Origin of the sequence: Paraburkholderia silvatlantica (assembly GCF_003096715.1) — a bacterium.
In the GTDB taxonomy this organism is placed as follows: Bacteria; Pseudomonadota; Gammaproteobacteria; order Burkholderiales; family Burkholderiaceae; genus Paraburkholderia; species Paraburkholderia silvatlantica.
In genome coordinates, this window is sequence record NZ_QEOL01000003.1 from 253,819 (window position 1) to 279,827 (window position 26,009).

24 protein-coding genes and 1 pseudogene are annotated in these 26,009 nt (G+C 63.5%); 11 read left to right on the top strand and 14 right to left on the bottom strand.

Going from position 1 to position 26,009, the window contains the following annotated elements:
* Window positions 1-124: 124 nt before the first annotated feature.
* The 4 genes from C7411_RS05580 to C7411_RS05595 form a co-directional block, all read right to left on the bottom strand.
* Window positions 125-820: a phosphatase PAP2 family protein gene (locus C7411_RS05580; RefSeq protein WP_110383725.1), complete on the bottom strand. Its 696-nt coding sequence runs from the start codon at window positions 818-820 to the stop codon at window positions 125-127.
* Between the two features lie 288 nt (window positions 821-1,108).
* A complete protein-coding gene (locus C7411_RS05585; RefSeq protein WP_165822745.1) occupies window positions 1,109-1,609 on the bottom strand; it encodes a DUF1488 family protein in 501 nt (166 codons plus the stop codon).
* Window positions 1,610-1,625: 16 nt separating this feature from the next.
* On the bottom strand, window positions 1,626-2,114 hold the full coding sequence (locus tag C7411_RS05590) for a hypothetical protein (RefSeq protein ID WP_116603281.1): 489 nt from the start codon (window positions 2,112-2,114) through the stop codon (window positions 1,626-1,628).
* A 341-nt stretch (window positions 2,115-2,455) separates the two neighbouring features.
* A complete protein-coding gene (locus C7411_RS05595; RefSeq protein WP_110383722.1) occupies window positions 2,456-4,129 on the bottom strand; it encodes a phospholipase C in 1,674 nt (557 codons plus the stop codon).
* 353 nt (window positions 4,130-4,482) lie between these two features.
* Between C7411_RS05595 and C7411_RS05605 the strand changes: the two genes are divergently transcribed.
* A complete protein-coding gene (locus C7411_RS05605) occupies window positions 4,483-5,610 on the top strand; it encodes a hypothetical protein (protein WP_110383721.1) in 1,128 nt (375 codons plus the stop codon).
* A gap of 11 nt (window positions 5,611-5,621) precedes the next feature.
* Entirely contained in the window at window positions 5,622-6,245 is a 624-nt protein-coding gene (locus C7411_RS05610; RefSeq protein WP_110383720.1) for an ABC transporter ATP-binding protein, read from the top strand.
* A gap of 308 nt (window positions 6,246-6,553) precedes the next feature.
* Here C7411_RS05610 and C7411_RS05615 read toward each other — a convergent pair whose 3' ends face one another.
* Window positions 6,554-6,820 (bottom strand): hypothetical protein, encoded by a 267-nt coding sequence (locus C7411_RS05615; RefSeq protein ID WP_110383719.1) that lies wholly within the window; start codon window positions 6,818-6,820, stop codon window positions 6,554-6,556.
* A 121-nt stretch (window positions 6,821-6,941) separates the two neighbouring features.
* Here C7411_RS05615 and C7411_RS05620 point away from each other — a divergent pair, with 121 nt between their 5' ends.
* Complete coding sequence (locus C7411_RS05620) at window positions 6,942-7,472, top strand: isochorismatase family protein (RefSeq protein WP_110383718.1); 531 nt, start codon at window positions 6,942-6,944, stop codon at window positions 7,470-7,472.
* A 19-nt stretch (window positions 7,473-7,491) separates the two neighbouring features.
* Here C7411_RS05620 and C7411_RS37335 read toward each other — a convergent pair whose 3' ends face one another.
* The 3 genes from C7411_RS37335 to C7411_RS05630 all read right to left on the bottom strand — a co-directional run bounded on the left by C7411_RS37335 (window position 7,492) and on the right by C7411_RS05630 (window position 9,891).
* A complete protein-coding gene (locus tag C7411_RS37335) occupies window positions 7,492-7,632 on the bottom strand; it encodes a hypothetical protein (RefSeq protein ID WP_165822746.1) in 141 nt (46 codons plus the stop codon).
* Complete coding sequence (locus tag C7411_RS05625) at window positions 7,629-8,858, bottom strand: MFS transporter (protein ID WP_110383717.1); 1,230 nt, start codon at window positions 8,856-8,858, stop codon at window positions 7,629-7,631. The genes C7411_RS37335 and C7411_RS05625 overlap by 4 nt, the downstream gene beginning before the upstream one ends.
* 112 nt (window positions 8,859-8,970) lie before the next feature.
* Window positions 8,971-9,891 carry a LysR substrate-binding domain-containing protein gene (locus tag C7411_RS05630; RefSeq protein ID WP_110383716.1) on the bottom strand — a complete coding sequence of 307 codons (921 nt, stop codon included), beginning with the start codon at window positions 9,889-9,891 and terminating at the stop codon, window positions 8,971-8,973.
* A 95-nt stretch (window positions 9,892-9,986) separates the two neighbouring features.
* On the opposite strand from C7411_RS05630, the gene C7411_RS05635 reads away from it, so the two are divergent.
* Window positions 9,987-11,135 carry an alpha/beta hydrolase family protein gene (locus C7411_RS05635; protein ID WP_110383715.1) on the top strand — a complete coding sequence of 383 codons (1,149 nt, stop codon included), beginning with the start codon at window positions 9,987-9,989 and terminating at the stop codon, window positions 11,133-11,135.
* Window positions 11,136-11,530: 395 nt separating this feature from the next.
* Entirely contained in the window at window positions 11,531-11,752 is a 222-nt protein-coding gene (locus C7411_RS05640) for a hypothetical protein (protein ID WP_110383714.1), read from the top strand.
* 123 nt (window positions 11,753-11,875) lie between these two features.
* Here the strand turns inward: C7411_RS05640 and C7411_RS38870 are convergent, their stop codons facing one another.
* Both C7411_RS38870 and C7411_RS38875 read right to left on the bottom strand, forming a co-directional pair.
* The gene (locus C7411_RS38870) at window positions 11,876-12,697 is read right to left on the bottom strand and encodes an MFS transporter (protein WP_373682571.1); all 822 of its coding nucleotides are present in this window, start codon (window positions 12,695-12,697) and stop codon (window positions 11,876-11,878) included.
* Between the two features lie 43 nt (window positions 12,698-12,740).
* Window positions 12,741-13,340: pseudogene (locus C7411_RS38875) on the bottom strand (MFS transporter); the annotation flags it as partial.
* Window positions 13,341-13,510: 170 nt separating this feature from the next.
* Here C7411_RS38875 and C7411_RS05650 point away from each other — a divergent pair.
* The gene (locus C7411_RS05650; protein ID WP_110383713.1) at window positions 13,511-14,389 is read left to right on the top strand and encodes a LysR family transcriptional regulator; all 879 of its coding nucleotides are present in this window, start codon (window positions 13,511-13,513) and stop codon (window positions 14,387-14,389) included.
* Between the two features lie 30 nt (window positions 14,390-14,419).
* On the opposite strand, the gene C7411_RS05655 is transcribed toward C7411_RS05650, so the two are convergent.
* The 3 genes from C7411_RS05655 to C7411_RS37810 form a co-directional block, all read right to left on the bottom strand.
* Window positions 14,420-16,546 carry a D-(-)-3-hydroxybutyrate oligomer hydrolase gene (locus tag C7411_RS05655; RefSeq protein WP_110383712.1) on the bottom strand — a complete coding sequence of 709 codons (2,127 nt, stop codon included), beginning with the start codon at window positions 16,544-16,546 and terminating at the stop codon, window positions 14,420-14,422.
* A 234-nt stretch (window positions 16,547-16,780) separates the two neighbouring features.
* A complete protein-coding gene (locus C7411_RS05660) occupies window positions 16,781-17,881 on the bottom strand; it encodes a TAXI family TRAP transporter solute-binding subunit (protein WP_110383711.1) in 1,101 nt (366 codons plus the stop codon).
* 59 nt (window positions 17,882-17,940) lie between these two features.
* Window positions 17,941-19,152 (bottom strand): zinc ribbon domain-containing protein, encoded by a 1,212-nt coding sequence (locus C7411_RS37810; protein WP_181431315.1) that lies wholly within the window; start codon window positions 19,150-19,152, stop codon window positions 17,941-17,943.
* Between the two features lie 473 nt (window positions 19,153-19,625).
* Between C7411_RS37810 and C7411_RS05670 the strand changes: the two genes are divergently transcribed.
* From C7411_RS05670 to C7411_RS05690, 5 genes are all read left to right on the top strand, one after another.
* On the top strand, window positions 19,626-19,856 hold the full coding sequence (locus C7411_RS05670) for a hypothetical protein (RefSeq protein ID WP_110383710.1): 231 nt from the start codon (window positions 19,626-19,628) through the stop codon (window positions 19,854-19,856).
* A 116-nt stretch (window positions 19,857-19,972) separates the two neighbouring features.
* Window positions 19,973-21,040: a LacI family DNA-binding transcriptional regulator gene (locus C7411_RS05675; protein ID WP_110383709.1), complete on the top strand. Its 1,068-nt coding sequence runs from the start codon at window positions 19,973-19,975 to the stop codon at window positions 21,038-21,040.
* A 71-nt stretch (window positions 21,041-21,111) separates the two neighbouring features.
* On the top strand, window positions 21,112-22,086 hold the full coding sequence (locus C7411_RS05680) for a substrate-binding domain-containing protein (RefSeq protein ID WP_110383708.1): 975 nt from the start codon (window positions 21,112-21,114) through the stop codon (window positions 22,084-22,086).
* Window positions 22,087-23,607 (top strand): sugar ABC transporter ATP-binding protein, encoded by a 1,521-nt coding sequence (locus C7411_RS05685; protein ID WP_110383707.1) that lies wholly within the window; start codon window positions 22,087-22,089, stop codon window positions 23,605-23,607.
* A gap of 24 nt (window positions 23,608-23,631) precedes the next feature.
* Complete coding sequence (locus C7411_RS05690; RefSeq protein ID WP_110383706.1) at window positions 23,632-24,906, top strand: ABC transporter permease; 1,275 nt, start codon at window positions 23,632-23,634, stop codon at window positions 24,904-24,906.
* A 67-nt stretch (window positions 24,907-24,973) separates the two neighbouring features.
* Here the strand turns inward: C7411_RS05690 and C7411_RS05695 are convergent, their stop codons facing one another.
* Entirely contained in the window at window positions 24,974-25,267 is a 294-nt protein-coding gene (locus C7411_RS05695; RefSeq protein WP_110383705.1) for a BON domain-containing protein, read from the bottom strand.
* Window positions 25,268-26,009: the final 742 nt, after the last annotated feature.

Sequence of the window (26,009 nt, forward strand, 5' to 3'; positions counted from 1 at the left end):
CAAGGGTCGTCACTTTCCCCTGACCGAACCGATCGAATCACACAGCAGTCTGAACGAAGCCGGCGTCTGCGTCGCGACGTGGGCTACATCAGCGAGAATGTGGAATCCGGGGCGTCGGCATCCGTCATGTCGCCGTGTGCAGCACCGAATGGGCGAGGCGCAGAAGATCGTCAAACTGCGTGACCAGCTCGAAACAGAGCAGAAAACCGACCGCCGCGACCGGTCCTGGGTAGCGCATGACGTAGCGCATGAAGGGCTTGACCGTGCGCCTTCTCACGGCTCTGCGCGTCATGATCCAGGTAATCACAATGCCGATCAGTGCGCCGGCGAGCAGATCCGTCGGGTAGTGATAACCCAGGTACGCGCGCGGAAAGCAGACGAATGCCGCGACAGACAGGAACGCAAGTATGCCGATGCCTCGCCAGACGAGGAAGATCCCCATTGCCACCGCCGTCCACAGCATCGCATGATCGCTTGGAAAGGAACTCCAGTGCATCAGCCCGGCGAGCTGCACGGGCGACGAGGCAAAATGCAGATTCAGCCCCGGTGTGAACAACGGCCGTTCCCTGTAGGGCAGCATGCGTGCAAGGAGGCGCCCAACCGCCAGTGCAATCAGGCCGCTCGCCAGCGTGGCGAGTACGATCTCGCGGCGCCAGCCGCGCCGCTCGTGTGGCTGGAACCAGATCCACCACAACAGGGGGATCAACAGATAACCCTTGAACGTATAGAAGTCGGCAATTACCCCAATGGCGTAATTGACCTGGGGAGGAAGCTGGAGTTGGGTGAGGGCTCCCAGAATGACGGTATCGAAGCTGTTCATTATTGTGGCCATCCCGCTGACAAATTCATGAGAAGGGCGGTCTCGAACAAAATCCTCAACCGCCTCCGTGCCACATACGCAAGGCGTTCTTAATCTTCATTTCAAGCCGGCGCACACGGTGAAAGCAGTTCGCAGCGGCAAGCATGCTGCGATGCAATCCCGAACGTGCGCATATAGCGTGCCTTCGATCACACTGCAGTGCGTCAAGGACCCGGCGGCATTCGCATTCAGGGGAATGACATCGCTGAGCGCACCTTCACCTCAACGAACTTCACGCATCGAGAGCCTTCATGTCAGAAGGCATGCACTCGTGATTGCCATCTCATCGCGTCGGGTAGCCTCGACGTTTTCCCTGTTGTGCCCGATGTCGGTTTCGTTCTTTCCAGGCTTGTACAAACAGTCTCGCAAGAAAATCTGGCAGCGTCCAGCAGAGATCCGGTGGGGAAGAATTTGTCTTGTGATTGATTCGATCTCCTTCCTATGTGCCGAGAATGCTGCCAGCAGGCCAGCGCGGCCCGCGTGCGCACGAAAATAGTCTTCGAGGGCCTCCGGAGATATTTCGCACATGACCCATGTGCCGTCGACGACAGCGCGATACCGGATCGCGCCATACGCGTAGTAGAAGGCATCTTCATCTGGAAATTGTATGAGCACGATGGCTACCTCTGTGACTTCCGGACCTGCCTTCCAGCAACCGGTGTTCCTCGCTAGTCTGATGAAGTCTGAAAGCGCGCATCGTGGGTTGCCGATTGAAATGAAATCGATTCCCAAATCGTTCACAGTCAACATGTTGGGGCGAGTCTGCTTAATCGGATGACGTGCTGCTGTTGTGGGGCGCAGATAGCGGTCCGTAGCGCAGGTGTTGCGCCACCGACATGGGCACTTTGGGCGGGAACATGCCGACGATCGTGAGCGCATAGACGATTGCCGCGACGCCGGCCACAACGCGAACCGGACGGGCGATCGTCGTATTGCCGACGACGATGTTGAGGTAGAACCAGATGCCGAGTAAAGCGAGCAGCAGCAGGCGCGGCATGGGCTTCCACCCGTCGCGCCCGACTTCGGAGATGGACCAGACGAGCGCCGCGACGAGCGTGAAAAAGACGCTCCATAGCCCTGCCGATCGGCTTCGCACCATGAGGGTACCCGAGCCAATCAGCGCGAGGCCGGTGACGACGTAGTAGGGCGTGGAACCCATTGCGACGAGCCAGCCGCCAAGCACAGCGAAGGCGGCACCCACCAGTACCAGGACCTCCCCCGTCTCGGCAGGAGAGGTCTCGTGTCGGTTCGACATAGAAGAGCCCCCGCTCATGCAAGTGTCTGGCATCGCGTTGCGTAGTTCCGAAAACCGTCTGGGCCTCTGTGGGTCATCTGGCAATCACCGTTCACGGCAACGCGCCTCGCTTCGTAGCGCAAGCGCCGTACCCCCTCGATCGTCAGAAAAATTTACAGGGGGCCGTGTAAGGGATCTGGATTCCAAATCAACGATATGAACATTAAGGAAGCCGCAATACAAGGGCATGGCAAGTCAGGACGCGTTGACATATCTACAAGCGGTCGTTGTAGAAAAGGCGCGCTACGCCGTTTGTCCTTACCTTGAATCGAAATCAGAACTGGAATCTCGAACTCCCGAATCTAGACCTTCGGAGGCTTCTCGACTGGCAGGCCCGTCGACGGATCCAGAAACAGCCTGCGTTGCGCGAGGTCTTCGCCACGACGGCTGAAGTCGAACATGCCCATGATGCTGCCTCCCTTGCTGTCGAACGATCCGCCGCCGATACGTTGTCCGTCGAGCCAGTTGTCCTCGATGAAGCGAACGACCGACGACTGGTCGATCAACGTATGGTCGACGTAGTTCTCCTTCGCCCAGGGAGAAATGACGAGAAACGGAATGCGTGTACCCGGGCCGCAACGGCCGTTTACGGGTTTTCCTTTCACGCCGTCCTGCGCGGATCCGGTACCGCATCTTCCCTGGCCGTTGAGGTGGTCGGCGAGCGAATCGTATGACGCGCTCGTTGGCAATGCGTAAGCGTGGTCGTACCAGCCATCCGAGTCGTCCCACGTCACGACGATGGCGGTGCTGGTCCACTCCGGCTGGCGCTGCAGGAAGTTGACGACCTTCGCAACGAAAGCCTGCTCATCGAGTGGATCGGAATAGCCAGCGTGACCATCCTGGAATGCGGGGGCCTTGAGGAAGCTCACGGACGGGAAGTTGCCGGCGCTTACCGCGCTAAAGAAGTCGTCGGAATCATACTGATGATTGGCGGGGTCAGGCGTCCGGCCATCTCTTTCCAGGGTGTGTCCGATCGCCTCGATGGAACTCGGACGCAGATGCTTCGGATTCGACGTCGACGCGTAATACTGGAACCAGTTGTGGTGCGGCACGTAGTCGGCAGTGGCCGCGCCGACGACTGCCGATAGCGTGCTGCGCCTGCACGCGGTCGTGCCATTGCTGTTCACGGTCTCGAGGTTGAAGCCGCCCATGAAGCCGCCCCACGAAATATCGCGTGCGTTCAAGAGGTCGCCGATATTCCTGCCCGTCATCATGACGGTGTCGTGCTGGCTCGAGCATGTGTCGAAGGCCGGATCGACGTCGTCGATCAACGTGAAGCCGCCTTGTCCGTCGTTCACGTAATAGGAGCCCGGCACCGAAGGCTTTTTCGTCGTGAGCACGGGCCTCACGCCGTTGGTTTGACCCGAGACCACCTCCAGGGCGCCCGGCGTCGAGGGCCCATAGGTCGATGACCAGGCGTTGTCGCTCATCGCGAAGCGCTGCGCGTAGTTCCACAGCGCGGTGACTGTGTTGCCGTCGTAATAGCCCATTACTTCGCCATTGTTTCCGGATTCACCGGCGCCGTCCCCCGTACCTTTGCCCGTGTATTTCGGGAACAGGTCGACCGCGCCGTTGTCGTAGGCTTGTTGTTCTGCTGCATAGGCGTGATCCTGGTCGGCGGTGGCCGCCTGCGTACGGTCGATGCGGAAAGGGTTCGCTGCACCCGCGCCGTTAGCCGGATTCGTTGCATTTGGATTTCTGGAGAGGAGGGGCCCTGAGAGACCATTCACGCTGGGGGTACCGGGCAGTGCGTTGAACGCCGGTTCGTCTGAGGGATTCGCCGCGTGCGGATAGGTGGCGAAGTAGTGATCGAACGAGACGTTCTCACCATAGATCACGACCAGGTGCTTGATCGGGGTGGCAGTACGGAGGTCGTCAGGCCGATTCATCTGCGGGTAGTCGCTCGCACCCCATGCAATCGGTAATGAGAAGGCTACGGCCATGAGCAAACCAGGCGCTAGATGACGCCAATGCATGTCGGGCTCCTGTAAGTTGCGCTCCTTCGTGGCGCAATGGGAGTTCCCGGCTGGCGCTACCGTGGCTCAGGCAAGCGAACGCCAGTCCGTGCGGGCCTTCGCCGGGCGACAGCACGCGCATGCCGCAGTCTCCAACCGGCATCACGGCTTGATCGACGGAGGGTATCGTACCTTTGAAGTGCACAAGCGGGGCGCGGTTGTCGCATCGCAGCCGGCATGGCACGATATCGCGTCTGTCCAATGCACGATTTCGCGACTGCTCAAGGGAAGTTGAAAACATGATGTTGTCCTGCCGACTACGCTGGTATGCCCTCGCGACGTCTCGCCTGTTGCACAGGCACTGGCAGGCCCTAATGCTTTCGGTCCTCCTGTTGCTGCCGGCGATGCCTGTGTTTGCGCAGACCCGGATTCTCGGTGCGCCGATACTCGCTGCTCTCGCGCCTTCGCACGGCATTGAATGGCGGTTCGTGTGGGTGCATATGCTCGAAGCCGTCGGCATGCTGTGGGTGCTCGCGCAACATGGCGCCGTCACCGGCGGCGCGTTCGCCACCTTCCTCGATTCGTTGCCCACTTCCCATGGCCGCCGCCGCGCCGTCGATATCGCTGTCGTGCTCGTCGCGAATACGCCGCTGTTTTTGCCCGTGCTCGCCGCCGCGGTTGCACTGGCCTTTCTGCCGCAGAAGGTCGCCAACTATCTGTTCGTTCTCGATCTGCTGCTGATTACGCTTGGATGGCAATTGGCTGTGCTGTCGCGCAGCGCGCGCAACGCGACTCCGTTGGCCGTCGCCAATGTCATCCTCGTCGGCGCGCTGCAGACCGGCGAGACGATCAGGCCGGCGCTGCTGGTCTTACCCTTGCTGCTCGCAGCATTCGCGATCGCTCATACGCCGGCTGGTTCGACTTCACGGTCCGGATGGCGTGGCGCGCGCTCGCGCCGCGTCCTGGGTTGCGCACGCGCCTATGCTGGACAGGGTCTTTCGCCAGTGGCCAGGCTGCAGATCGGCATCGTGAGGGATCGCGCCGCAGGCGTCTTCGCGCGCTGCCTGATGATGGGTTCCGTCACGGCCTCCACGTGCTTCCTCCTCGGGCTCTGGAATTTCGACGCGCGCGCCGTTCCCCTGGCGTCGATTTCGCAGGCCGCGATTGCGCTGATCGCCGCCGCGACCTATCGCGATTTGAGCGCGGCGCACCTTCGCGCCGGGCAGTTCATGCGATCGCTGCCGATTGCAGCGGCGGCGCAGCCTCGTGCCGATATACTGACGATCGCCGCGCTGGCGCTGCCGTTCGCATGCGTTGCGCCGCTGCTGCTGGTCGCACACGGCGTTTTGCCATGGTGGTCGGCAGCAGCTCTTTTGTGTTCGGGTGCGCCGCTGCTTGCCTTGCTGTATCTCCCGCAACGTTACGCGCCACGGCAATCCGTCCTGCTCGGTACGATGCTGGCCGCCATCTGGGTCGCTGTCGTCTGGCAGTTGTTCTCCTGATTGATTCCACCATGCTTCGATTCGAAAACCTCAGCAAGCGCTTTGGCGAGCGCGTTATCTTCCAGGGACTGCATTACGCGAGCGGCGCTGGATGCGTGGCACTATGCGATGAAAACGGCAGCGGCAAGTCCACGCTGCTCGGCATCCTTGCCGGCGCGATCGATGCCGACGAAGGCGAGGTCTGGCTCGACGGTCATTCGCTGCGTACCGATGCGCTCAAGGCAAAATCCGCGCTGGCCTACGTGCCCGACGACTGCATGGCGTATCCGTTCCAAACGGGCCGGGCGTTTCTCGAACTCGTGGCGTCTGCGAAGAAAACCTCCGTCGACGCCCGCACGCTCGATCTCGCGCATCGCTTCGGCCTCGCGCCGCACCTCGATAAGCGCTTCGAGCAGATGTCGCTCGGCACGTGCAAGAAAATATTCCTGACTGCGACGATGCTGGGCGAGCCCGCCGTCGTTGTCGCGGACGAGCCGGGCAACGGACTTGACGCCGCCGCGCGCGCTGTTCTCATCCAACTGTTCAAGGATCTGGCCAAAGACTGCGCGGTCTTTTTTTCGAGTCACGATCTGCAGCTTGCGCGAGCTTGTGAGGCAAAAGTCACGAGTTTTGCGGAGCTTGGCGTGGATGTGTGAAGCGCAGTCCGTCGGCTGACGCCGACGAATGGACGCATGTCATAAGGACGTCGAACGGATGGAATTGTGCAGTGAGCACATACGGTAGCTGAACGCACGCGCAAGGCGCGCGTCATTCGCGCCGTCGCTGCGTGCGTTGCTGTACCCCGCGCTGCAGGCGGAGCCTTGTACAGACGATAAGGTTTGCTAACCAGTCGTTTCGCCAGTCCCGACCAACGGCAAGCCGCGCCTCAGGAACCTGCTGTTTCCAGCAGGCTTCCATGCGAGCAACGACAGCGGACCGTTTGGCGGGACGGCGCGCGGGCTAGTTAGTGCCCATGCGCCTCGCGGAATCCGGCGTCCTTTTCGAGTCGGCGGCTGTGGGTGCCGACGTGGAATCCCGCTGAAATCACAAACAGGACTCCGGCGAAAGGCCAGATATAGATTGCCAGCGAGAAGCAAACCCAAATGGCTTCCTGTGGCGGATACGCCTGGAGTGCCCAGACAAGACAGGCAACGGGAAACAGCATCAGACACAACGCCGACCGGGTGAGAAAAGTGGCGGCCCTGGCTTTCTTTAGCGTCTCTGCTTGCATGCCTGGCTCCATAGGGAATGGCATTGGAACATAGAGTCGCACGGCGACCATTTGTCGCATACTTGGTACTATCCCTGACAGATGCCATTTTGCGCACTGCAATCTCCGAAAAGGATGCGTGATGCTGCATAGCCTTTCCGAATCGATCGTAGTTCTGATCGACTTGCAAACGGGACTGGTGCCTGCGATTCGCGACGGCGAATCCATTGTCGCTCAAGCCGTTCGGCTCGGGCGGATTGCCCGGGATCTCGATGTTCCGGTCATCGGGACAGAACAAAATCCGGGCGCGCTTGGCGAGAACGCGAAGGAAATAAAGGACCTGTGTTCGATCACTGTTGCAAAGCACCATTTCGATGCCACCGCCGACGGTCTATTCGAGGCGCTGCCGCGAGGGCGCACCCGGGCTATCGTCGCGGGATGCGAGGCGCATGTCTGCGTATTGCAGACGGCAGTCGGATTGCTGCAGCGCGGTCTATCGGTCACTCTCGTTACCGATGCGATGGGTTCACGCAAAGTCGTCGACAAAGAGGTGGCCATTTCGCGGCTGAACAATGCGGGCGCTGAAGTGGCGACGGTCGAGATGGTCGCGTTCGAATGGCTGCGCTCGAGCCGGCACCCGCGATTCCGTGACATTCTGCAGTTGATCAAGTAAGCGGCCACCAGCGGCGCGATCATCCGCAAAACGCGGCGCCAGTGAGCAAGGCAAGCATCGTCGAAGGCGCGAGATACTCGACAAACGTCCAGACAATAAGCGATCCGAATGAAACGGCCAGCACGACCTGCACGATGCGCACGGCCAACACTTCGCTCACGAAGGCTGCCCGGCGATCATGGCGCGCGGTACGACCTGCTCGTCGTCGATCGGCAAGTGCATCAATCCTGCAATGACCCCGAGCGCAATCGAACCCTGCCAGAGCAGGCCGTAGCTATGCGTCGCGTCGAACACGACGCCGCCCAGCCAGACGCCAAAGAAGCTCCCGATCTGATGCCCGAGAAAAACGAAGCCGAAGAGCGTCGAGATATAACGCACGCCGAACATCTGCGAAACGATCCCGCTCGTCAGCGGCACGGTGCCGAGCCACATGAATCCCATCGCGAACGCGAATACATAAAGCGTGAGGGGCGAGAGAGGCAGGGCGAGGAACAGCGCCATCACGCCAGCCCGTGCGAAGTAGATAGCCGAGAGCAGATACTTGCGGCGCAGACATCCCCCCGCGTAGCCGCATAGAAACGTGCCCGCCGTGTTGGCCAGCGCGATCAGCGCGAGCGCCAGACTGGCTTCGCGCGCGCTCATGCCTTTGTCGAGCAGATACGCCGGCAGGTGTGCGCCGATGAACGCGAGCTGGAAGCCACACGACAAAAAGCCCAGATTGAGCAACCAGAAGCCGCGATGCGCGAATGCCTTTCCGATCGCACGGCGCAGGGTGTCGTGCGTATCGATCGCGCCGCTGCGCGCCACCGGAAGATCGCGCAGCCATGCCGCGAGCGGCGTGCTGGCGAGCATGATGGCGGCGAGGGCGAGGATCGCGGTGACCCAGCCGAATCTGCCTATCATCCCTTGCGTGAGCGGCACGACGCAGAACTGCCCCAGGCCGCCGAACATGCCCGCCACGCTCAGCGCCCAGCTGCGCTGAGCGTCTGCAAAGAGCCGCGAGAGTGCGCCATAGACGGCGCCGAACGCCGTTCCTGACAACGCAACGCCGAGCACCACGCCCACGCCGAACGTGTAGACGCCAGGCGTAGCGCTCAGTGCCATCATCGCGAGTCCGGGCGCGTAAAGCAGGGCGCCCGCGAAGATCACGCGTGCGGAGCCGAAGCGGTCGGAGATCATGCCCGTGAGCGGCTGTGCAACGCCCCACAGCAGGTTTTGCAGCGCGAGCGCAAGGCCGAACGTCTCGCGCGACCAGCCGCGATCGAGCGTGACGGGCAACAGGAAAAGCCCCTGCACGTTGCGCACGCCGAGCGCCGCGCCCATCACCACGCCACCTGCGATCACGGGCAGCCAGCGGCGGCGCCATGCATCGTCCATGCCGGTCATCGTTCGCCTCCTCGCGATGGGCGCTTCGCAGTCGCGCCGTGTTGCGCCTAGTAAAGCGCGGGAAGGCGAGTTGGCTCAAGCGAGTTTTTGGCACGCTTCGCATGCGTGTAGCTCATGCGATCTGGCTTTGGCGAGCCTGTTCGACGATCCAGTCGATGACGGCGCGCACGTCGTCGCGCGGCGCTTCGTCGGCCTGATGCAGCCAGTAGGCGTAGCCGGTCGGGCCCTCGGCGCGCGCATTGCCGACGGCGGCGAGCCTGCCGTCGGCAAGCAGCGGCTGCACGAGGGCGAGGCGTCCGAGCGCGATACCCCGGCCGGCAGTGGCGGCCTGAATGACCTGGTCGTACTGGTTGAAACGCAGCATGCCGCGAAGCGGCGCGCCGTCGATGCCGCGCGCGCCCAGATGGTCCGCCCAGCGAAGCATCGGGCGGCGCACGCCTTCGAATTCGAGCAGCACGTGGCGCGCGAGCGTGGCCGCGTCGAGCTTCTTCACATTCAACGAAGGATGCGCGACCGGCAGTACGTATTCGTCGTACAGATGCACCGATCGGTTCGCTGCCTCGGGCGCCATACTGGCCGGTGCATAGCGCAGAGCGAGGTCGATGCCTTCGGCGCGCAGATCGAGCACCTTCTCGGAGGTCGCAAGGCGCAGATCGATATCGGGATGCACGCGTTGCAACTCGCCGATCCGCGGCAGCAGCCACAGCCCGGCGATGCCGATGCTGGCCGTGATCGTCACGGGCTGGCGCACCTGGGGCGCAGCCAGTGCGCCGACGATTTCCTGCATCTGCTGCACCGCGCTGTCCGCCACGCGCAGCAGGCGCTCGCCTTCCGGTGTGAGCGAGATCGAACGATAGCCGCGGTTGAAGAGGCGCACGCCCAGCGCCTCCTCGAGCGCAGCGATCTGGCGGCTCACCGCGGATTGCGTGACGCACAGGTCGTCGGCGGCGAGCGTGATGCCCATGCGCCGGCCCACCGCAACGAACCCGCGGATGAGGTCGAGAGGAGGGAGTTTTACGAGCGGTACTGACATGCGTCTTCCTCATGCGAAAGCTGCGCAAAGATTGATTGAAGCCGCGGCCGAGGTCAAGTGAAATCGACATTCCCGTCTCTTCATGGAGCACGTTCATGCACTCAGCCGATCCGGGCGAGGCGCGTCCTCTCGCCGTCGCCATCACCGCCGCCGATGGCTTTACGCTTTGCGCCTATGTGTGGCGTCGACACGCGCTGCTGAACGCGGACGCGTCGCGTGCGGTGGTCATCGTCAATTCGGCCACGTCGGTGCGCTGCCACTACTATTTCCGCTTTGGCGCATGGCTGTACCAGCAGGGTTTCGACGTGCTGGTCTACGACTACCGCGGCATTGGCGCTTCTCAGCCCGTTGCGCTCGCAACGCTCGATGCGAGCTGGCTGGAATGGGGCGAACGCGATTTCGAAGCGGTGCTGCGCTACGCGCGAAGCATGTTCCCCGGACAGCCGATCGACGTCGTGGGGCATAGCATCGGCGGCTTTCTGATCGGGCTCGCGCCGTCGAATCATCTCATTCGCCGCGTCTTCACCGTCGGCACACAGTACGCATACTGGCGCGATTACGCGCCGCGCAGCATGCCGCTCATGCTCTGGAAATGGCACGTCGTGATGCCGGTTTTAACTGGCCTGGTGGGGTATTTCCCCGCATCGTGGTTCGGATGGATGGAGGACACGCCGCGCGGCGTCGCGAAGATCTGGAGCCGGGGCCGCGCCCGCTTTGAAGACACGCTGAGCAAGGGGTCGCTCGCACGCACGCCAGCGCAGCGCGCGGACATCGTCGCCCGCTTTGGCAACATGCATGCGCCCATTCTTGCCGTCAGCTTCCCCGACGACCCGTTCGGCACCGTCCGCGCGATCGAACGCACGCTGCGCTACTTCACACACAGCGAGTCGACGCATGTACGCATCGCACCTGCCTCAATTGGCGAACGCCGCATCGGGCACTTCGCGTTTTTTCACTCGCGATTCGAGCGCAGTCTGTGGCCGCTCGCGCGGCATTGGCTGGCCGACGGCAGCGTCATCGCAACGACGCCGGCAACCACGCACCCGAGTCCCGGCCACGCCGAGGTCGAGAGCGATTCGCCGAGCCACGCAATGCCTGTCGCCATGCCGATCGGCACGCGCAAACAGGCCTGCGCGGTTGTGCCAATCGGGCCGGGCGTCTGGACGATCCGCAAGTCCGTGACGAACGCGACCGCTGTGGAAAAAAACGGCGAGCGCGATCAGCGCTGTGATCGATTGCAGTGACAGATGAAGCGTCCACGGGCGGTCTACGGCCAGGCTCACGGGGACCAGCAGGATTGTGCCGGCGATGAGCGGCCCCGCAGCAGGAGCGGGGCCGGACTCGCGCGCTGCAATCGCGCGACAGATACTGCAGGCGCATCCTTTCACCTGGTGCGGCGCATCAGCCAAGGCCGCATGATGCGGCTGGACGCGCGTTTCCCGGTTTCGGCTGCTTTGTTGCTATCTTGCTGAAATCGATGCTGCGAAGGGTTTTTCTGGCTATAGTTAAAGTGCTTTCTCAAACGCTTGATGCGATGCGGTAAGCATTGCGCCTTGCATCAAGAGCGTTCGGTTTGTGCAGGGTGTTTCGCGGTTTCCGGTGAAAACCTGCAAAACTGACCGATCTCTGGGAGGACCAGATGAGACGCACGAAAACGCAGTCACTGCGTTATCAGGTCGAAAAATGGCTCGCACCTACTACACCGGTGCATGTCACCGCGTTTGGCCATACTCCTTCGGGCAGGGCGCGCTATGTGTGCGTGGAGACGCGTCAGACAACGGGATTTCACGCGCTGTTTTTCTTTCAGTATGACGACGGTTACTGGAATGTATTTCCTCCCGTGGGTGACCAGGCTTGGTGAGGCGGAAATATAGCTGGATATCCAATATAGGAGAAAGTGCTTCGCTGCCTCTCCGCTTTCTGGATGCAGGAGAGAAGGCGCGAGGCTGCCGAGATGACAGGATAGAAAGGAATCCAGAGCAAATCACGGCATGCCGGAGCCGTTCGCATGCATGCGCCGATGCAGCGGTCCCAGCGCCATGGAGAGCAATGCGCAAGGCAGCAGGATTGCGACGAGTGCGAACATCGTCGTCCTGAACGCATGTGCGTAATCGGTCATGCCGGGCGCCGCGCCGAGCGTCGAGAAGAACAGGCCGCCTAGCGTCGCCGCGCCGACGGCCGCGCCGATCTGCAGCGTTGCCGTGACCATGCCCGAGGCGGTGCCTGCGCGCTCGGGCTCCACTTCGGCCAGCACGATGCGCACGACGGAGGGCAAAATGAGCCCCTGGCCTATGCCGATCGCGGCGAGTCCCAAGTAGAATCCGGCGCCGGGCTGTGCCACGCCCGCAAGCCCGGCCGCAATCGCAAGCCCGCCCGCGAGCAGCAAATAGCCCAGTGTCAGCACGCGATAGCCGCCGAAGCGATGCACGAGGCGCGGCATCAGCAGCGGGCTGGAAAGAAAGCCGATGCCAAACGGCAGGATCCCGAGTCCCGAAGCAAGCGGCGTCCAATGCAGGCCGCCTTGCAGATAAATGCCGTAGGTCAGGAAGAACGCGCTCATCGTATAGAAGAGGAACGCCAGCACGAGACCTAGCGCGATGACCGGATTGCGGAAGAGGCGCACGTCGAGAAGTGGATCCTTGCCGTTGACCAGGCTGCGCCATTCCACGCGCAGCAGCAGGCCGAGCATGGGCAGCGAGCCGGCGAGGCAGACGCGCATCCAGAGCGGCCAGCCCGACTCGCGTCCGCGCGTGAGCGGATAGACGAGCATCAGCAGAAACAGCGACAGCAGCAGGGTGCCCGGCACGTCGATGCGCTTGCCGCGCGGCGGCCGGCTTTCCGGGATGAAGCGCCAGGCCGATGAGCGCGAACACGCCAATGGGCAGGTTGACAAGAAAGATCGCGCGCCAGCCCAGACCGAACGGGTGCAGGCTGATGAGCGCGCCGCCGCCAAGCTGGCCGATCACGGCGGCAATGCCGAACACGAAGGCATAAAGCCCCATCACGCGTACCTGCTCGTGAGGCGCGAATACGCTGCGGATCGTGGCGAGCACCTGCGGGGCGAGGGTCGCGGCGAACAGGCCTTGCAGGATGCGCCCGGCGACGAGCGCCGTGCCGCCGGTGGCCAGGCCGCAGAACGTGGAGGCGACGACGAAGCCCGCCATGCCCGCCATGAAGATGCGTTTGCGGCCGTATAGGTCGCCGAGGCGGCCGCCCGTGATCAGCATGACGGCATTCGCGCACGCGTAGGCCGAGACCACCAGCTGGAGTTCGGACGCGTTCGCGCCGAGTCCGTCGCGAATGGCGGGCAGCGCGAGGTTCACGATGAAGTAGTCGAGTGGCGGCAGAATTGCGCCCACCAGCAAAACGGCCAGCGCCCAGCCGTGATGGCCGTGGCTGGCGGCGGCACGGGGCGCCGCGGCACAGGCGGCGTATGTATTGTCAGACATGAGTGTGCTCACTGATAAAGGGCCGGACTTCGTCAGGCCGCGCTATCCAGCACGCGCGCAGCTTGAGCGCCCAGTTAGCGTCCAGTCGGCATTGTGATCGACCTCTATCTGACGGAAAAGCGGGAATTGATGGTACTATCCATCGAGTTATTCGATGGATGTGGAGTGTCATGCGTGGCTTCGAATTCGACCAGTTGAAGACGTTCGCGGCGGTGGCGAACGTGGGCAGCCTTTCGGCGGCGGCGCCGCTGCTGCATCTTTCGCAATCCACGATCAGCGAGCAGGTGCGCAAGCTCGAGGTGCGCGCGGGCATGCCGCTTTTCGTGCGCAGCAAGCGCGGCGTGGAGCTCACGCCCGCGGGCACGCGTCTGCTCGAACACGCGCGGCGTCTCGTGGCGCTCAACGAAGCCGCCTTCGACGACGTGCGCGGCCAGGCCATCAAGGGAGAGCTGCGCGTGGCGATCACCGAGTACTTCCGTACTAACGAGGTGGCCGGTTTGCTCGTGCGGCTGCGCGATTGCTATGCGCAACTGAGCTTGCACGTGAGCGCGATGAAGAGCGCCGATATCGAGGTCGCGTATGCGAAGCGGCAGATCGATCTCGGCGTGGTCATGCACCTGTCGAGCGGCCCGTTCCGGCCCGCCGCCACCGACGCGGACACGCGCTGGGAGTTGCTGCGCGAGCCGCTCTACTGGGTCGCGTCGCCGATGCTCGCCGAGCAGTTGCCGCAAGCGTTGCCGCTCGTGCTGCTGCCGGGCGACTGCATGATGCACCAGGTCGCGGTGCGCTCGCTCGAAGAAAATGACATTCCCTACGTGCTCGTTCACAGCGCATCGGGCGTGGCCGGGCTGCAGTCCATGCTCGCGGCCGGTCTGGGCGTGGGATGCCTGTGCGCATCGGCGATCGGGGAGGGCCTCGTGCGGCTCGGCCCGAAGCACCGGCTGCCGGCCTTGCCCGATGCCGTGTTCTCGCTCATGCCGCCGCATCCCGGCGAAGGGGACACCGTGACACAAGCGAGAGAGGTGCTGGCGCGGCAACTGCTGGTGTGACGCGTTCGCCGCGCCGGCGTGCTTCGCGCCTCAATGCGGCACGTTCACGACTCCGTCACCCGTGCGAATCGCATTGCTGCCGGGATTCTCCACGATGGCCGGCAGGTTAGCGAGACCCAGCGGCGGCGCGGCGCCCGGGCTGCCGCCGCGCGGGATCGTGCGGATGACCTGGGAAGGCGGCAGCGGCGTGCCATTTTTCAGATGATTCCACATCAGATTGAGCGCCGCGATGTTGTAGTAGTGCACCGGCACGAAGTGCGTATCGAAGCCCGGTACGGCGAGGAACGCATCGAAGTGCTGCCCGTTCATCACCTCGTACAGCGACAAGCGGCTGCGCGAACCTTCCCGTTCGCTGTTAGCCGCGAGATACGCGCGCGACGCATGATTGATCGGTACGAGCGCGTCGCTGCGGCCTTGCACGATGATCGCGGGCTTGCCGTGCAGGTTCGCATTCACGCTGATCGCCTGCACGCTCTGGCGCATGCGCGGATCTCCCTTCGTCCACAACGCGCGCAGACATGCCGCGCCCGCGAAGCTGGCATCGGGCGTGGCGAGCCGATGGTCGGCGCCGCCTGGCGGCGTGAGGTTGTAGACGAGATTGACGCCATTGGTCGGCGGCACACCGTTGCCTACGCCAAAGAGGGTGAGCATTGGCGAAACGGCGGGCGCAACGCCCGCAGCGCCCGTCGAAGCGTTCGTCGTGCCGAAGCTGAAGCCGCACAGGTTGTCGAGCACGCTCGAGCGCGTGTAGGCATCGGCATAGGTCACCGCAACAGCCGGGACGGCCTGTGAATCCCACATCGGCGCGTGCAGCAGATCGGAGTCCGCTTCATAGCCGGCCTCATGCAGGCGTGCGAGCGCGTCGTTCGCCTGCGCCTGCGTGTCGCCGCCGTGGATGTAGCCTGCCGCCGCGAGCGATGCGCAGCGCGCCTCGCGAATGGCGGTCGTGGTCGCCACGGGCAGCGCCGTGAGATAGGGCGCGCCGGCGGCGGCGTCTGCGAGCGCGGCGCAGGGTTGCAGCAGGTTCGCGAGCGTCATGTAGTCGGCCAGCGGTTTGCCGGCCGCGGCAATACGCTGACCGCCTTCCCTGACTTGCGCGTCGCCGGGCATGCGCACATTGATCTGCGGTTCGCCGACCACGACCGCCGTGATCCACTTGCCCGTGTCCTGTTCGGCTGCCGCGAGCGACGCGCCGCCGCCGTTGCTCACGGATGCGGCGATCGTCGTGATGTCGCCGGGCGCGTAGCGCACACCCCGATTCGATGCGTCGACGCGCGGCGCGAACTGCTGGTTGAGCACCCAGTACGCGAACTGGACCGCTTCGAGTGTGTCCTTGCCCCAGTCCGCTTCGGGGTTCAACTGCGAATGCGCGTGCTTGAACGCATAACGGTTCGGAAACTTCTGGTTGTAGGCGGCGAGCGCGCCAGCCGGCACGTTCGCGGTGAACAGGCTCGTGCGTCCGGCCGTTGCGGCGTTGGCCGTGACGCCATCGATCAACGTCACGAGGCCGCTCATCAGTTCCTGCGCACCGTTCCCCGTGCCCTTGTCGCTATAGGCAACCGCACAGCCGCGCTTGAGTCCCCACTCGCCGGCCGCCGAGATTGCGCCGTACACGCCGCGCGAGCCCGACGACGTCGCTGTCACGATGCACGGGTTCGCCGGATCGAAGCTGGTCGGCACCTGCACGAGCAGGCTGACGTTCTGGCGGCCGCTGCCGTCGTCGGCAAACGCGAGATATTCGGTGCCGGCAATTTTGCCTTCCCCCAGGGTGTCGTTGCCGTAGACATCGACGTTGGGCCCCCAGAAGCGGCCATAACCGCCGTTCGCAGTGGTATCGACAAGCGCGCGATAGTTCGACCAGATCGCGAGCCTGCGCAATTCTGCTGCCGTCAGGGCCGCTGGGTTCGCGATGGCCGGTTGCGCCCCGGCAAGCCCGGTTTTACCGAGTCCGGCGGTCAACAGATCGTCGCTCACGCCATCGTAACTGGTGGTTTGCAGACTGCTCGCCACCACGAACGACGGCAGTCTGTTCAATGCCGGGTGGCTGGCGTGACTTTCGGCAGCGTGTGCGCCGGGCACGAGCGCCGCGCCTGCGATGGCGATTGCGGCGCTCACGCGCGCCGTTTTACGCCGGACTGCGAACGGGGTATCTCTCATGGGTGTCTCCTTGTTTGTTGTTAGCGTAGGACGCACTGCATCGGGAAGACCGTTTCGACGTGCCGGCATCGCGGCACCCATGGACATTAGGACATCCTGAAAGCAGATACCAGAAGAGAATGCATGCGGGCACAAGGGGATCGCCTTCCATGCCGTGCCGGCGCCGGAAGGGCGAACTTGCCTGCAGTTCGCGCGCGTCGGGGATCGCGTTCCCTTGGCAGCTTCCTTGCGGGGTCATTTGCAGAGCAGGAGCAGGCGCTCCTGATCCGGGCATGGCCGTCCGTCGGCTCTCTGCGCGGCGGCGGCACCTTGTGCCGCGGTCGAACCCGTGGCGGCCTGCATCGCGGCGCGATGCGCGAAACACGCCTTCAGACGTCGCTCGACGGGCGGATAGTATTGCCAGCCTTTGCCGAGGCCCGGCAGTTCGAGCTTCACCTGCTTCCACTTCGGATGGCCGTGCTCCTGCAGGTTGGTGAAGTTCTCGCAGAGCGAATCGGCAAAGCGCCTCAGGTTGCCGACTGTATCGCGCAGGTTGTAGTCGTAGGTGACGAGAAAGGCCTTGACCGTCCACGTCGGCACGTCTTCCTTGAGCCAGTTCGGGTAGCTCGACACGTGGATCGTTGCGGGATAGTAGGTTTGCTTTGCACGCGCTGTTTCTGGCGCGTTCGGATCGACGCGCAGGAAGCGGATCTGCTGCAGCAGTTCGGGGTTCATGTCGGTAAAGAGCTTGGCGGGCTGCCCGGCGACGATGATCGCCACATCGATCTTCTTGACGATGAGCGCAGCCAGCGCGTCTTCGTTGCTCAGGTGCTGCGCGTTCTGCTCGGGAATGGGCTGGCCGAACATGAGGCGGTACAGCGTCGTCGCCGACTGCGCGGTGCCGCTGCCGATCAGGCCAACGCTGATCACCTTGTCCTTGATCTCGTTGATCGTCTTCATCGGCGAGTCGTTACGCACGACGAAGTAGATCTCTTCGTCATAGAGCGGCATGATGAGCCGCAGCGGCCTGATCAGCGTGCCGGCCTCTTCGTTGCCGGAATTGGCCATGTCGACGTAGGCCTGATAGACGTCGGACTGCACGAGCGCGAGCTTCACGCCGGGCTCGAACCGCATGCGCTGCACGTTTTCCGCCGAGCCTTTCGACGGGATCACTTCGAGATCAATGCCGGCTGGCTGTGCGACCCATTTCGCCAGGTCCTGGCCGATCTGAATGTAGGTGCCGCGTTCCGGTCCGGTCACGATCCGGTAGTGCGCGTCCACCTCGGCGGCGATGGCGAGCGCCGGGAAAAGCAGGGCGATCAGCGCCGCCACTCCCGCCAGGGTCTTTTTCAGCATGGTCTCTCTCCCGCCTTGTTTGGATGTACAGCAGATTTCGATGTGTTCTGGAATCCTGTTCAATGCGTGGCGCCCGGCGGCGCGGCGCGCTTCCAGCCGTTTTGCACGATCGCGCGCTCCTGCGCGTCGACGCTGTTGTCGCCACCGGCGGGACTGGCGGCCGTCGCGACGTTCGCCGCGTTCCCGGCATTCGTCGCGTTCGCAGTGTTCATCGCGCCGGGCAGTGGGGGCGGCGATGCGCCCGCATTCCAATCCTGCGACGACGGCAGCCGCACGCTGTTCGCGCCGCGCGGCAATGCCGTTGCTGCGTTCGTTTGCGGGGCGCCATTGGGTGGGCTTAGCGGCTTCCAGGCCGACGCTACGATGGCGCGCTCCATCAACGACTGCGCGGCTTGACTGCTCGAGTCGATCGCGAGCGCTTCCGACGCCTGTTGCTGCACGCAGGCCCAGGCACGCTGCGCGACGCAGCGGTCTGCGTTTTGCAGCGCGCTATCGCGCCGTTGCTCGCGCGCAGCAATATCGCCTTGCAGGGCGCGCGCCTCCTCGTTGTCCGCGTCGCGCGCGAGCACGGCACTGGCCGCGGCCTTGGCGTCGAACAGGTTATTCTCCGCAAGGCTGGTCCGCGCGACACGCAGGCCCTCGGCCACGTCCGCGAATTGCGGCGCCGGGTGCGCATTGCGCGAGGGCGATTGCGGCTGCTCGCTCATCTGCTTGCCATCGGCAGCGGACGTCTCATCAGCCTGCTGCGCAGACGCATGGGTCGAAACCGAACCGCCCGAAGAGTGCAGGGTCTCTTCGCCGGCTGTGCCCTCGCGCTGCCGGCTCGTGCCGAGCAGCAGATACGTGCCGTACGCGAACGCAAGAATGAGTGCGAATATGAACAGGCCCCTGGGAAAGAGCCATTGCCCCATCTGCGAAATCCGCAACCCGTGTGCAAGCGCCAAGGTGTGCTGCGCGCCGTGCTGATAGCCGGTGTCGAGCGACGGCTCGTCGGTCGCGGGCGCGACCGCTTGCGCGAGCTTCGCGGCCGCAGGGGCAGGGGCAGGGGCAGGGGCAGGGGCAGGGGCAGGGGCAGGGGCAGGGGCAGGGGGCGCCGCCGCCGTGGCGCCGAGGGGTGTCAGTGTGGCTTTCGGATGGGTGCCCAGCGCGACTTTGTCGAGAGGACAATCCGTGCCGCAGTAAGGACAGAATTCGAAGTTCTCGTACAGCAGTCCGCCGCAACGCTTGCACGCTGCGGGGAAATTCTGGTCGCGACCAATCTGAGCGGACATGATGTCGTCCCACCGTTATGGCAATGCCATTTCGGCATGCTCAGAATCGTCGTTGAAGCGAGGGGCAAGGCCTCGCGGAACTCACGATCTGCATGCACAGTAAAGCGACGGGGCCGGACCGAGCGCAGCCGTCTGGTCAAAATATGGTTGATTTCGCACAGCGCGTCAATCTCCGTTGTTGCCCAGCACACATATGCGCGATGGCTGTGTTCCGGTAAAAATCGTTCTGCGGAATGGATTAACATGCGGGATTTTTATTTATGAGAGTAGCTAAATGAGCGGATGTCCTGCTTCATCGTTCCGCATCCGGACTTTCGATTAACGCAATGCTTCGCTCTTTCACTGAATAAGCGCGAAAGTGGCCGCGGCGATTGAGTTCGGCATTTCCGGTGCATGCACGGCGTTGCACGGCAGCGGCAGGGCCAATGGTACGCTTGGGCTTCTCGACATCACGTGGCTGGAGATTGCCTATCATGAAGCGAACGTGCTGCGCAGCGTTCCTTGCCATATTCGTTACCGGCTGTGCTTCGCCGCCGCCCGTTGCCGACACCAACACCTACATGCTGCACACCCCCGATGGCGCGAAGCCCGGTTCATCCACCTCGAAGCCGCCGAGACTCACCGTGGGCGTAAGCGACCCCGACACGCAACTGATTCTTCCGTGGTTCCTCAACGACATCATCAACTTCGTGAATTACCGCTAGGGCCCGCGACCCGGAAAAACCCTCCCTTGAAGCCTCAAGATCCATTTCCTACTCTATGAAACGTTTCAGTTCGGGCAGATAACCTCAAGTACATCACGTCGGGCGGACAGACCAGCATGGACGACCGCAAGAAGAGTGCCAGTACGCTGAAGGACGTCGCGAATGCGGCGGGCGTCTCGCTGGGCACCGCGTCGAAGGTGCTCGCAGGTGCCGCAAGCGTGAGCGAAGCGCGCCAGCGGCAGGTCTGGGAGGCGGCCCGCAAGCTCGGCTACCGGCGCAACAGTCTGGCCGCCGAATTACGCAGTTGCCGCTCCACGTCGATTGGATTTGTCGTGCCCGACCTGACCAATTCGTTCTTCATCGAACTGGTCTGCGCACTCGAAGACCACGCACTCGAATCGGGTTACCGGCTCATCCTCGCGCACGCCCAGGAGGACCCGGAGCGCGAAGCGGAGCGCATCCGCTTCGTCCTCTCGCGCCAGGTGGCGGGCATGATCATCATTCCATGCCACGGCTACGAGCATGCGATCAGCGAACTGCGCGAGTGCGACGTGCCGCTCGTGATGGCCGATCGCGTGGACAACAGTTTTCCCGCCAACACGGTCACGACCGACAGTCATCGCGCGGCGATGGACGGCACCGCGCATCTGATCGCGCTCGGCCACCGCCGCATCACGTTCATCGTCAACGCGCTCGACCTCGTGAACAGCCGCGAACGTGCCCAGGGCTACCAGGATGCGATGCAGCGCGCCGGGCTGGCGCAGCACGCCAACGTCGTGGTGTGTGGCATGAGCGATACCGAAAGCCATGCAACGACGCTCGGCGTGCTCGCCGCGCGCGAGCGCCCCACGGCGCTCTTCACCGGCGCGAATGTCGCGACGCTCGGCGCGCTGCGGGCGATCCGCGACGCGGGCCTGCAACTGCCGGACGACATTTCTCTGCTTTCCTTCGACGACGCACCGTGGATGTCGGTGCTGCGTCCCGGCATCAGCTCGATTCGTCAGCCTGCTGAGGCGATTGCCCGCGGCATCTGGCATCTCCTGCACAAACAGTTGCAGGGCGAGAGCCCGGAGATCGTGCATCTGCGCATGCGTGCCGACTTGCGCGTGCGCGATAGCACTGGCCCGGTGCGGAATGGCGAATGGGGCGAAGCGGCACGCGCCGCCGCCGCGCGGCCGCTATAACGTTCTATTTTTGCGGTACCCGAGGCTGGCCGCACGTGCCGCCCGGTTCAGACAACAAAGGAGACAGGGCAATGGACAGTCAACGACGCATTCTGATTGCGGGACTGGTCGCCGCGCCGCTTGCCGGCGCAGCGGGTCTTCTCGGGACGCTCAGCGCGCCCGCGTTCGGGCAGCAAAAGAAATACCGCTTCGGCTTCTCGCAGGTGACCACGGTCGAGCCCTGGCGCGTGCAGTTCAACAAGGACATGAAAGCCGAGGCCGCGAAGCATCCCGAGGTCGATCTGATCATTGCCGACGCGGGTGACCGTACCGACAAGCAGAATGCCGACATGGAGAATTTCATTGCCCAGAAGATGGATGCGATCTTCATTTCGCCCAAGGAGTCGGCGGGGCTGACCGGCGTGGTGGAAAAAGCCTATAAGGCGGGTATTCCCGTGTTCGTGCTCGATCGCGAGGTGAATGGCGAATCCTATACGCAGTTCATTGGCGGCGACAACGTGCAGATCGGCCGCGAAGCCGGCGCGTTCATCGTCAAGTTGATGGGCGGACCGGGTCACGCACAGGGCAATCTGGTCGAGGTTTGGGGCGGCTTCGGCGCGCAGCCGGCGCACGACCGTCACGACGGCGCGGTGAGCGTGATCGGCAAGGAGCCGGCCATCAAACTCGTGGGCGAACGCGTGGACTGCGACTGGAAGCAGGACAAGGCCTACGAGTATATGAAGACCGTGTTGCGGGTGAATCCGAAAATCGATGTCGTCTACGGGCACAACGATCCCATGGCCTATGGCGCCTATCTCGCGGCCAAGGATGCGGGGCGCGACAAGAGCATCAAGTTCGTGGGCATCGACGGCCTGCCGCAGGAGGGGGCCACCTGGGTCTCGCAAGGCCTGCTTGCCGGCACGTTCATGTACCCCACGCCCGGCGCCGAAGGCATACGCCAGGCGCTCAAGCTGCTCCGCGGCGAAAAGATCCCGAAGAAGGTCACGTTGCCGACCCAGGGCATTTTTGCCGGCAACGCCAAAGCGTATATTGCTAGCCACTCCTGAATGAATGCCACTGCCACCGTGCCGCTCATCGAGGCGGCAGGCCTGTCGATTTCGTTCAACGGCAGCGCCGTGTTATCGAGCGTAGACTTCGATGTCGTGCCGGGCGAGGTGCATGCGCTCGTCGGCGAGAACGGCGCGGGCAAATCGAGCCTGATGAAGATGCTGGGCGGGCTGTATACGCCGGACAGCGGCACGATACGCGTGCGAGGCGTGCCCACGCGCCTCGCGAGCGTCAACGACGCAATCGACGCAGGGATCGCGGTCATTCACCAGGAGCTGAACCTTGTCGACACGCTCTCCGCGGTCGACAACATATTCCTCGGCAAGGAACCGCGCACGCGCTGGGGCTTTCCCGACCGGCGCGCCATGCGCACGGCGGCGCGCAGCGTACTTGGCCAACTGGGCTTTCGCGCGAACCCCGACAAGCTGGTCGGGGCGCTGCGGGTGGGCGAAAAGCAACTGGTGGAAATTGCCAAGTCGCTGGTGGCCGAAGCACGGGTGCTGATCATGGACGAGCCGACCTCGGCGCTCTCCGACGCGGAGACGCACGCGCTCCTCACGCTCACGCGGCAACTGCGCGAACGCGGCATGGGCATCGTGTTGATCAGCCACCGGCTGGGCGAAGTCTTCGCCGTGGCCGACCGCGTGACCGTGCTGCGCGACGGCCGGCGCATCTCGACGCTGCCGGTCGCGCAGGTGGAGTCGTCGACCGCGCTCGTCTCGATGATGATCGGTAAGGACTTCGCGCCGCCCGAGCGCGGCGCGGACGAGGCGCCGCGCGCTCGCAGCACGAGTGTGGAAGTGCGCAATCTCTCGCTGTGGGGGCCGGCTCGCGCGATGGTGCGCGACGTATCGTTTGCGGTGCACGAGGGCGAAGTGTTCGGCCTGTCGGGCCTGCTCGGCGCGGGCAAGACCGAAGTGCTCGAAGCTATCTACGGGATCTCGGCCTACCGAAAGGAGGGGGGCATTGCGATTGCGGGGCAGCGGCGTTCGTTCAGGCATCCGAACGAGGCCGCGGAAGCGGGTCTTGCCTTCGTGACCGAAGACCGCAAGAAGGATGGCCTCGTGCTCGACCAGTCGCTGGAAGCGAATTTCGTGCTGCCGTCGTTGCCGCGCGTGCCCGGCTTTCCGTTCTACCGGCGGCGCAGGCTGTGCAGCTGGGCCGCCGAGCAGGCGCGCGTCTCGCGGGTCAAGCATCGCAGCCTCGCGCAAAGCGCCAATAGCCTGTCGGGCGGCAATCAGCAAAAGCTCATCATCGGCAAATGGCTGATGACGAGGCCGCGCATCCTCCTGCTCGACGAGCCGACGCGTGGCGTGGACGTCGCCGCCAAAGCGGAGATTTACCGGCAGATACTCGACGCGGCTCGCTCGGGCGTGACGGTGCTGATCGCCAGCTCGGAAATCGACGAATTGACTTTGCTGTGCGACCGCATTCTCGTGCTGTGCGAAGGGCGCGCCAAACAGATCGTGCCGCGCAGCGATTTTTCCGGCGACCTGCTGATCAATCTCGCTTCGCCGTGAATCGACACTGACTGGGGGCTGACCATGCTGCACGTGCAGGACCATGTCGCGGAGCCGGATGCGCCAACGCGCAGGCGTCAACTCAGCACGCTCATGACGCACCTGAAGTACTACCTGGGGCTGATCCTGTTGCTCGTGGTGGGCGCATTCACTTCGCCTCACTCGACCGATGGCGGCAACATCTTTCTCTCCAGCGCCAATATCTCCGACGTGTTCCGCGAGGTTGCCAACGTCGGCGTGATGTCGATCGGCATGACGCTCGTGATCATCACCGCGGGCATCGATCTTTCCGTCGGGGCGATCATGGGGCTGGGCAGCGTGCTGACCGCCATGCTGCTCACCACGGAGGGCTGGAACCGGGCGACCTACGCCTCGCTCGTGCTCAGCACGATTGCCGTGTTCTCGATCGTGTTCATCGTGTCGGGCGCCTGGCGCAGACAGCAGCGTTTGCACGGCATGCATACGGGCGCCGCGCGCGCGGTGCGCGGCGGCATTGCGCTGCTGTGCGCGGCGCTGGCGTGCCTGTATATCGTGTTGCACGCGGCGCACCGCATGCCGCTTGCAGGCGTGCTCTGGATCGTACCGCTCGCGGGCTTCACCGTGGGCAGCATCAACGGGTGGATCATCACGCGCGGGCGCATGCAGCCGTTCATCGTCACGCTCGCGGCGATGGTCGGCGTGCTCGGCGCCGCGCGGCTGATTGCGGGGCAGGACACCGCCGTCTATTCGATTTACAGCGGAACGAACGCGACTGCCGATATCGAAAATTTGCGGGCACTGCTGTTCAATCTGATTCCCGTGCCTGCGCTTTTCTTTCTCGTGATCGCGCTCGTATTCAGCTTCGTGATGAATCGCACGGTGTTCGGCAAATATCTGTATGCGATAGGCGGAAACGAGAAATGTGCCGTGGTTTCAGGGCTCGACGTCAACCGCTACAAGATGATGGCCTATGCCATTTCCGGTCTGCTTTCGGCGCTGGTCGGCGTGCTCTATGCGGCGCAGTACCGCCAGGGAAAGGCCGATGCCGGAACCGGCTGGGAACTCGATGCAATTGCCGCCGTCGTGATTGGCGGGACGAGTCTGGCCGGAGGCGTCGGGCGGATATCGGGCACGGTGGCGGGCGTGCTCATATTCGGTTTCCTCGGCAACATTCTGTTGCTCAACGATATCGACAGCAATACCCAGTTGGTCCTCAAAGGTCTGATCATAGTGATTGCCGTGTTTCTGCAGCAGACCGACTACGGGCGCGGCGGCTGGATCAAACGGATCAAACATGTCGTTGCGCAGCGCGATCGATAAATAAAGAACGGCGCGCGGACGAGGCAGGCGCCGTCCGCGCGCGGCATTTCATTCGATCTCATTGGCCTCAGCGTCCGCGCGCAAGCCAACTGTCCACCGATTGCACGCCTTCGACCGAAGCCGCGGTGCGCTCGGCCAGCGCGACCTGTTCGTGCGCGTCTACCCATCCGAGCAGCGTGACGGCGCCTCCCCGGGCAAAGACAAATACATGAGAAGTGTTGACGCCATTGCGCGCGAAAGCGACCCGGACGCTGTGCGCGAGTTGCGAATCGCTTGCGCCCGAGCCGGTTTGAGCCTGAACGGCCGGCACCATGGCGCCGGACATCAGCAATACGAGCGTGGAAGTGATGACGGCTTTCACGATACCTCCTTGCAGTGTGGCAAAAGTGCCGGTCAAAACCGGCAGCAAGTCTTCCGGTCCTGCTTCAATGCAGGGCCGCGGAAGTCAGAGGGCAAACCGGCCCGCGCGGTGCGCGGCGTAGTAGTCACCGAGACGGCGCGTCGAGGGTGTTGCCGGCCGGGTCTGGAACGGCGCTGCCGTCGCCCGGCAAAAGTTGGGCTGGTGCGTGCTGGTGCATTGCGTTCGGACGGGACGTCGCGCGCGCGACGTGGCGGGGAACAGCGGGAGTCGAGGCGCGACGTCTTGCGTGGCGCGATGGTCTGGAGCCGGAAAGCCCGCGGAACGGATTCAAAGTCCTGCGCTGAATGTGCTTACCGGAGAATCTCGACTCGTTGCCCGGCAGGGTATACCTCGATGATAGTCGCTATTGCCCGGGCCTGCTGGTGACAGCGCTGTCAGCAGAACGGCGACGCAGCACACACAACGGGCAAAAAATTTTCGTGTTGTCGTTGCAACTTCACAACATCACGCCAGCGCGTTTGAAAGCGCTGTCAAGCGCGATTTGGCCGCTGTAGCGCGGTTGTTCGGTGCATTTCCCTCGCTGAGCATATTTTCCCTCACGACCGCAAACGGAGTTGCGAGCTTTGTGACCATAACGGAATGGTCACAAGGCAGGGGCCTACTCCTGGGCCGCACTGCGTGCAACTGTTATCGGTAACAGAGTTTTCCCTGGCCCGCCGGTTCGGTACACGGCGCAGGGGCG

What these genes read in the sequence shown, in the direction of transcription:
- C7411_RS05620 (WP_110383718.1), top strand. Translation starts at nt 6,942, where the DNA reads ATGCTGCATAGCCTTTCCGAATCGATCGTAGTTCTGATCGACTTGCAA.
- C7411_RS05590 (WP_116603281.1), bottom strand. Translation starts at nt 2,114, where the DNA reads ATGTCGAACCGACACGAGACCTCTCCTGCCGAGACGGGGGAGGTCCTG.
- C7411_RS37810 (WP_181431315.1), bottom strand. Translation starts at nt 19,152, where the DNA reads ATGTCCGCTCAGATTGGTCGCGACCAGAATTTCCCCGCAGCGTGCAAG.
- C7411_RS05630 (WP_110383716.1), bottom strand. Translation starts at nt 9,891, where the DNA reads ATGTCAGTACCGCTCGTAAAACTCCCTCCTCTCGACCTCATCCGCGGG.
- C7411_RS05625 (WP_110383717.1), bottom strand. Translation starts at nt 8,858, where the DNA reads ATGACCGGCATGGACGATGCATGGCGCCGCCGCTGGCTGCCCGTGATC.
- C7411_RS05640 (WP_110383714.1), top strand. Translation starts at nt 11,531, where the DNA reads ATGAGACGCACGAAAACGCAGTCACTGCGTTATCAGGTCGAAAAATGG.
- C7411_RS05660 (WP_110383711.1), bottom strand. Translation starts at nt 17,881, where the DNA reads ATGCTGAAAAAGACCCTGGCGGGAGTGGCGGCGCTGATCGCCCTGCTT.
- C7411_RS05610 (WP_110383720.1), top strand. Translation starts at nt 5,622, where the DNA reads ATGCTTCGATTCGAAAACCTCAGCAAGCGCTTTGGCGAGCGCGTTATC.
- C7411_RS05690 (WP_110383706.1), top strand. Translation starts at nt 23,632, where the DNA reads ATGCTGCACGTGCAGGACCATGTCGCGGAGCCGGATGCGCCAACGCGC.
- C7411_RS05595 (WP_110383722.1), bottom strand. Translation starts at nt 4,129, where the DNA reads ATGCATTGGCGTCATCTAGCGCCTGGTTTGCTCATGGCCGTAGCCTTC.
- C7411_RS05655 (WP_110383712.1), bottom strand. Translation starts at nt 16,546, where the DNA reads ATGAGAGATACCCCGTTCGCAGTCCGGCGTAAAACGGCGCGCGTGAGC.
- C7411_RS05680 (WP_110383708.1), top strand. Translation starts at nt 21,112, where the DNA reads ATGGACAGTCAACGACGCATTCTGATTGCGGGACTGGTCGCCGCGCCG.
- C7411_RS05615 (WP_110383719.1), bottom strand. Translation starts at nt 6,820, where the DNA reads ATGCAAGCAGAGACGCTAAAGAAAGCCAGGGCCGCCACTTTTCTCACC.
- C7411_RS05650 (WP_110383713.1), top strand. Translation starts at nt 13,511, where the DNA reads ATGCGTGGCTTCGAATTCGACCAGTTGAAGACGTTCGCGGCGGTGGCG.
- C7411_RS05675 (WP_110383709.1), top strand. Translation starts at nt 19,973, where the DNA reads ATGGACGACCGCAAGAAGAGTGCCAGTACGCTGAAGGACGTCGCGAAT.
- C7411_RS05585 (WP_165822745.1), bottom strand. Translation starts at nt 1,609, where the DNA reads ATGTTGACTGTGAACGATTTGGGAATCGATTTCATTTCAATCGGCAAC.
- C7411_RS05685 (WP_110383707.1), top strand. Translation starts at nt 22,087, where the DNA reads ATGAATGCCACTGCCACCGTGCCGCTCATCGAGGCGGCAGGCCTGTCG.
- C7411_RS05605 (WP_110383721.1), top strand. Translation starts at nt 4,483, where the DNA reads ATGCTTTCGGTCCTCCTGTTGCTGCCGGCGATGCCTGTGTTTGCGCAG.
- C7411_RS05580 (WP_110383725.1), bottom strand. Translation starts at nt 820, where the DNA reads ATGAACAGCTTCGATACCGTCATTCTGGGAGCCCTCACCCAACTCCAG.
- C7411_RS05670 (WP_110383710.1), top strand. Translation starts at nt 19,626, where the DNA reads ATGAAGCGAACGTGCTGCGCAGCGTTCCTTGCCATATTCGTTACCGGC.
- C7411_RS05635 (WP_110383715.1), top strand. Translation starts at nt 9,987, where the DNA reads ATGCACTCAGCCGATCCGGGCGAGGCGCGTCCTCTCGCCGTCGCCATC.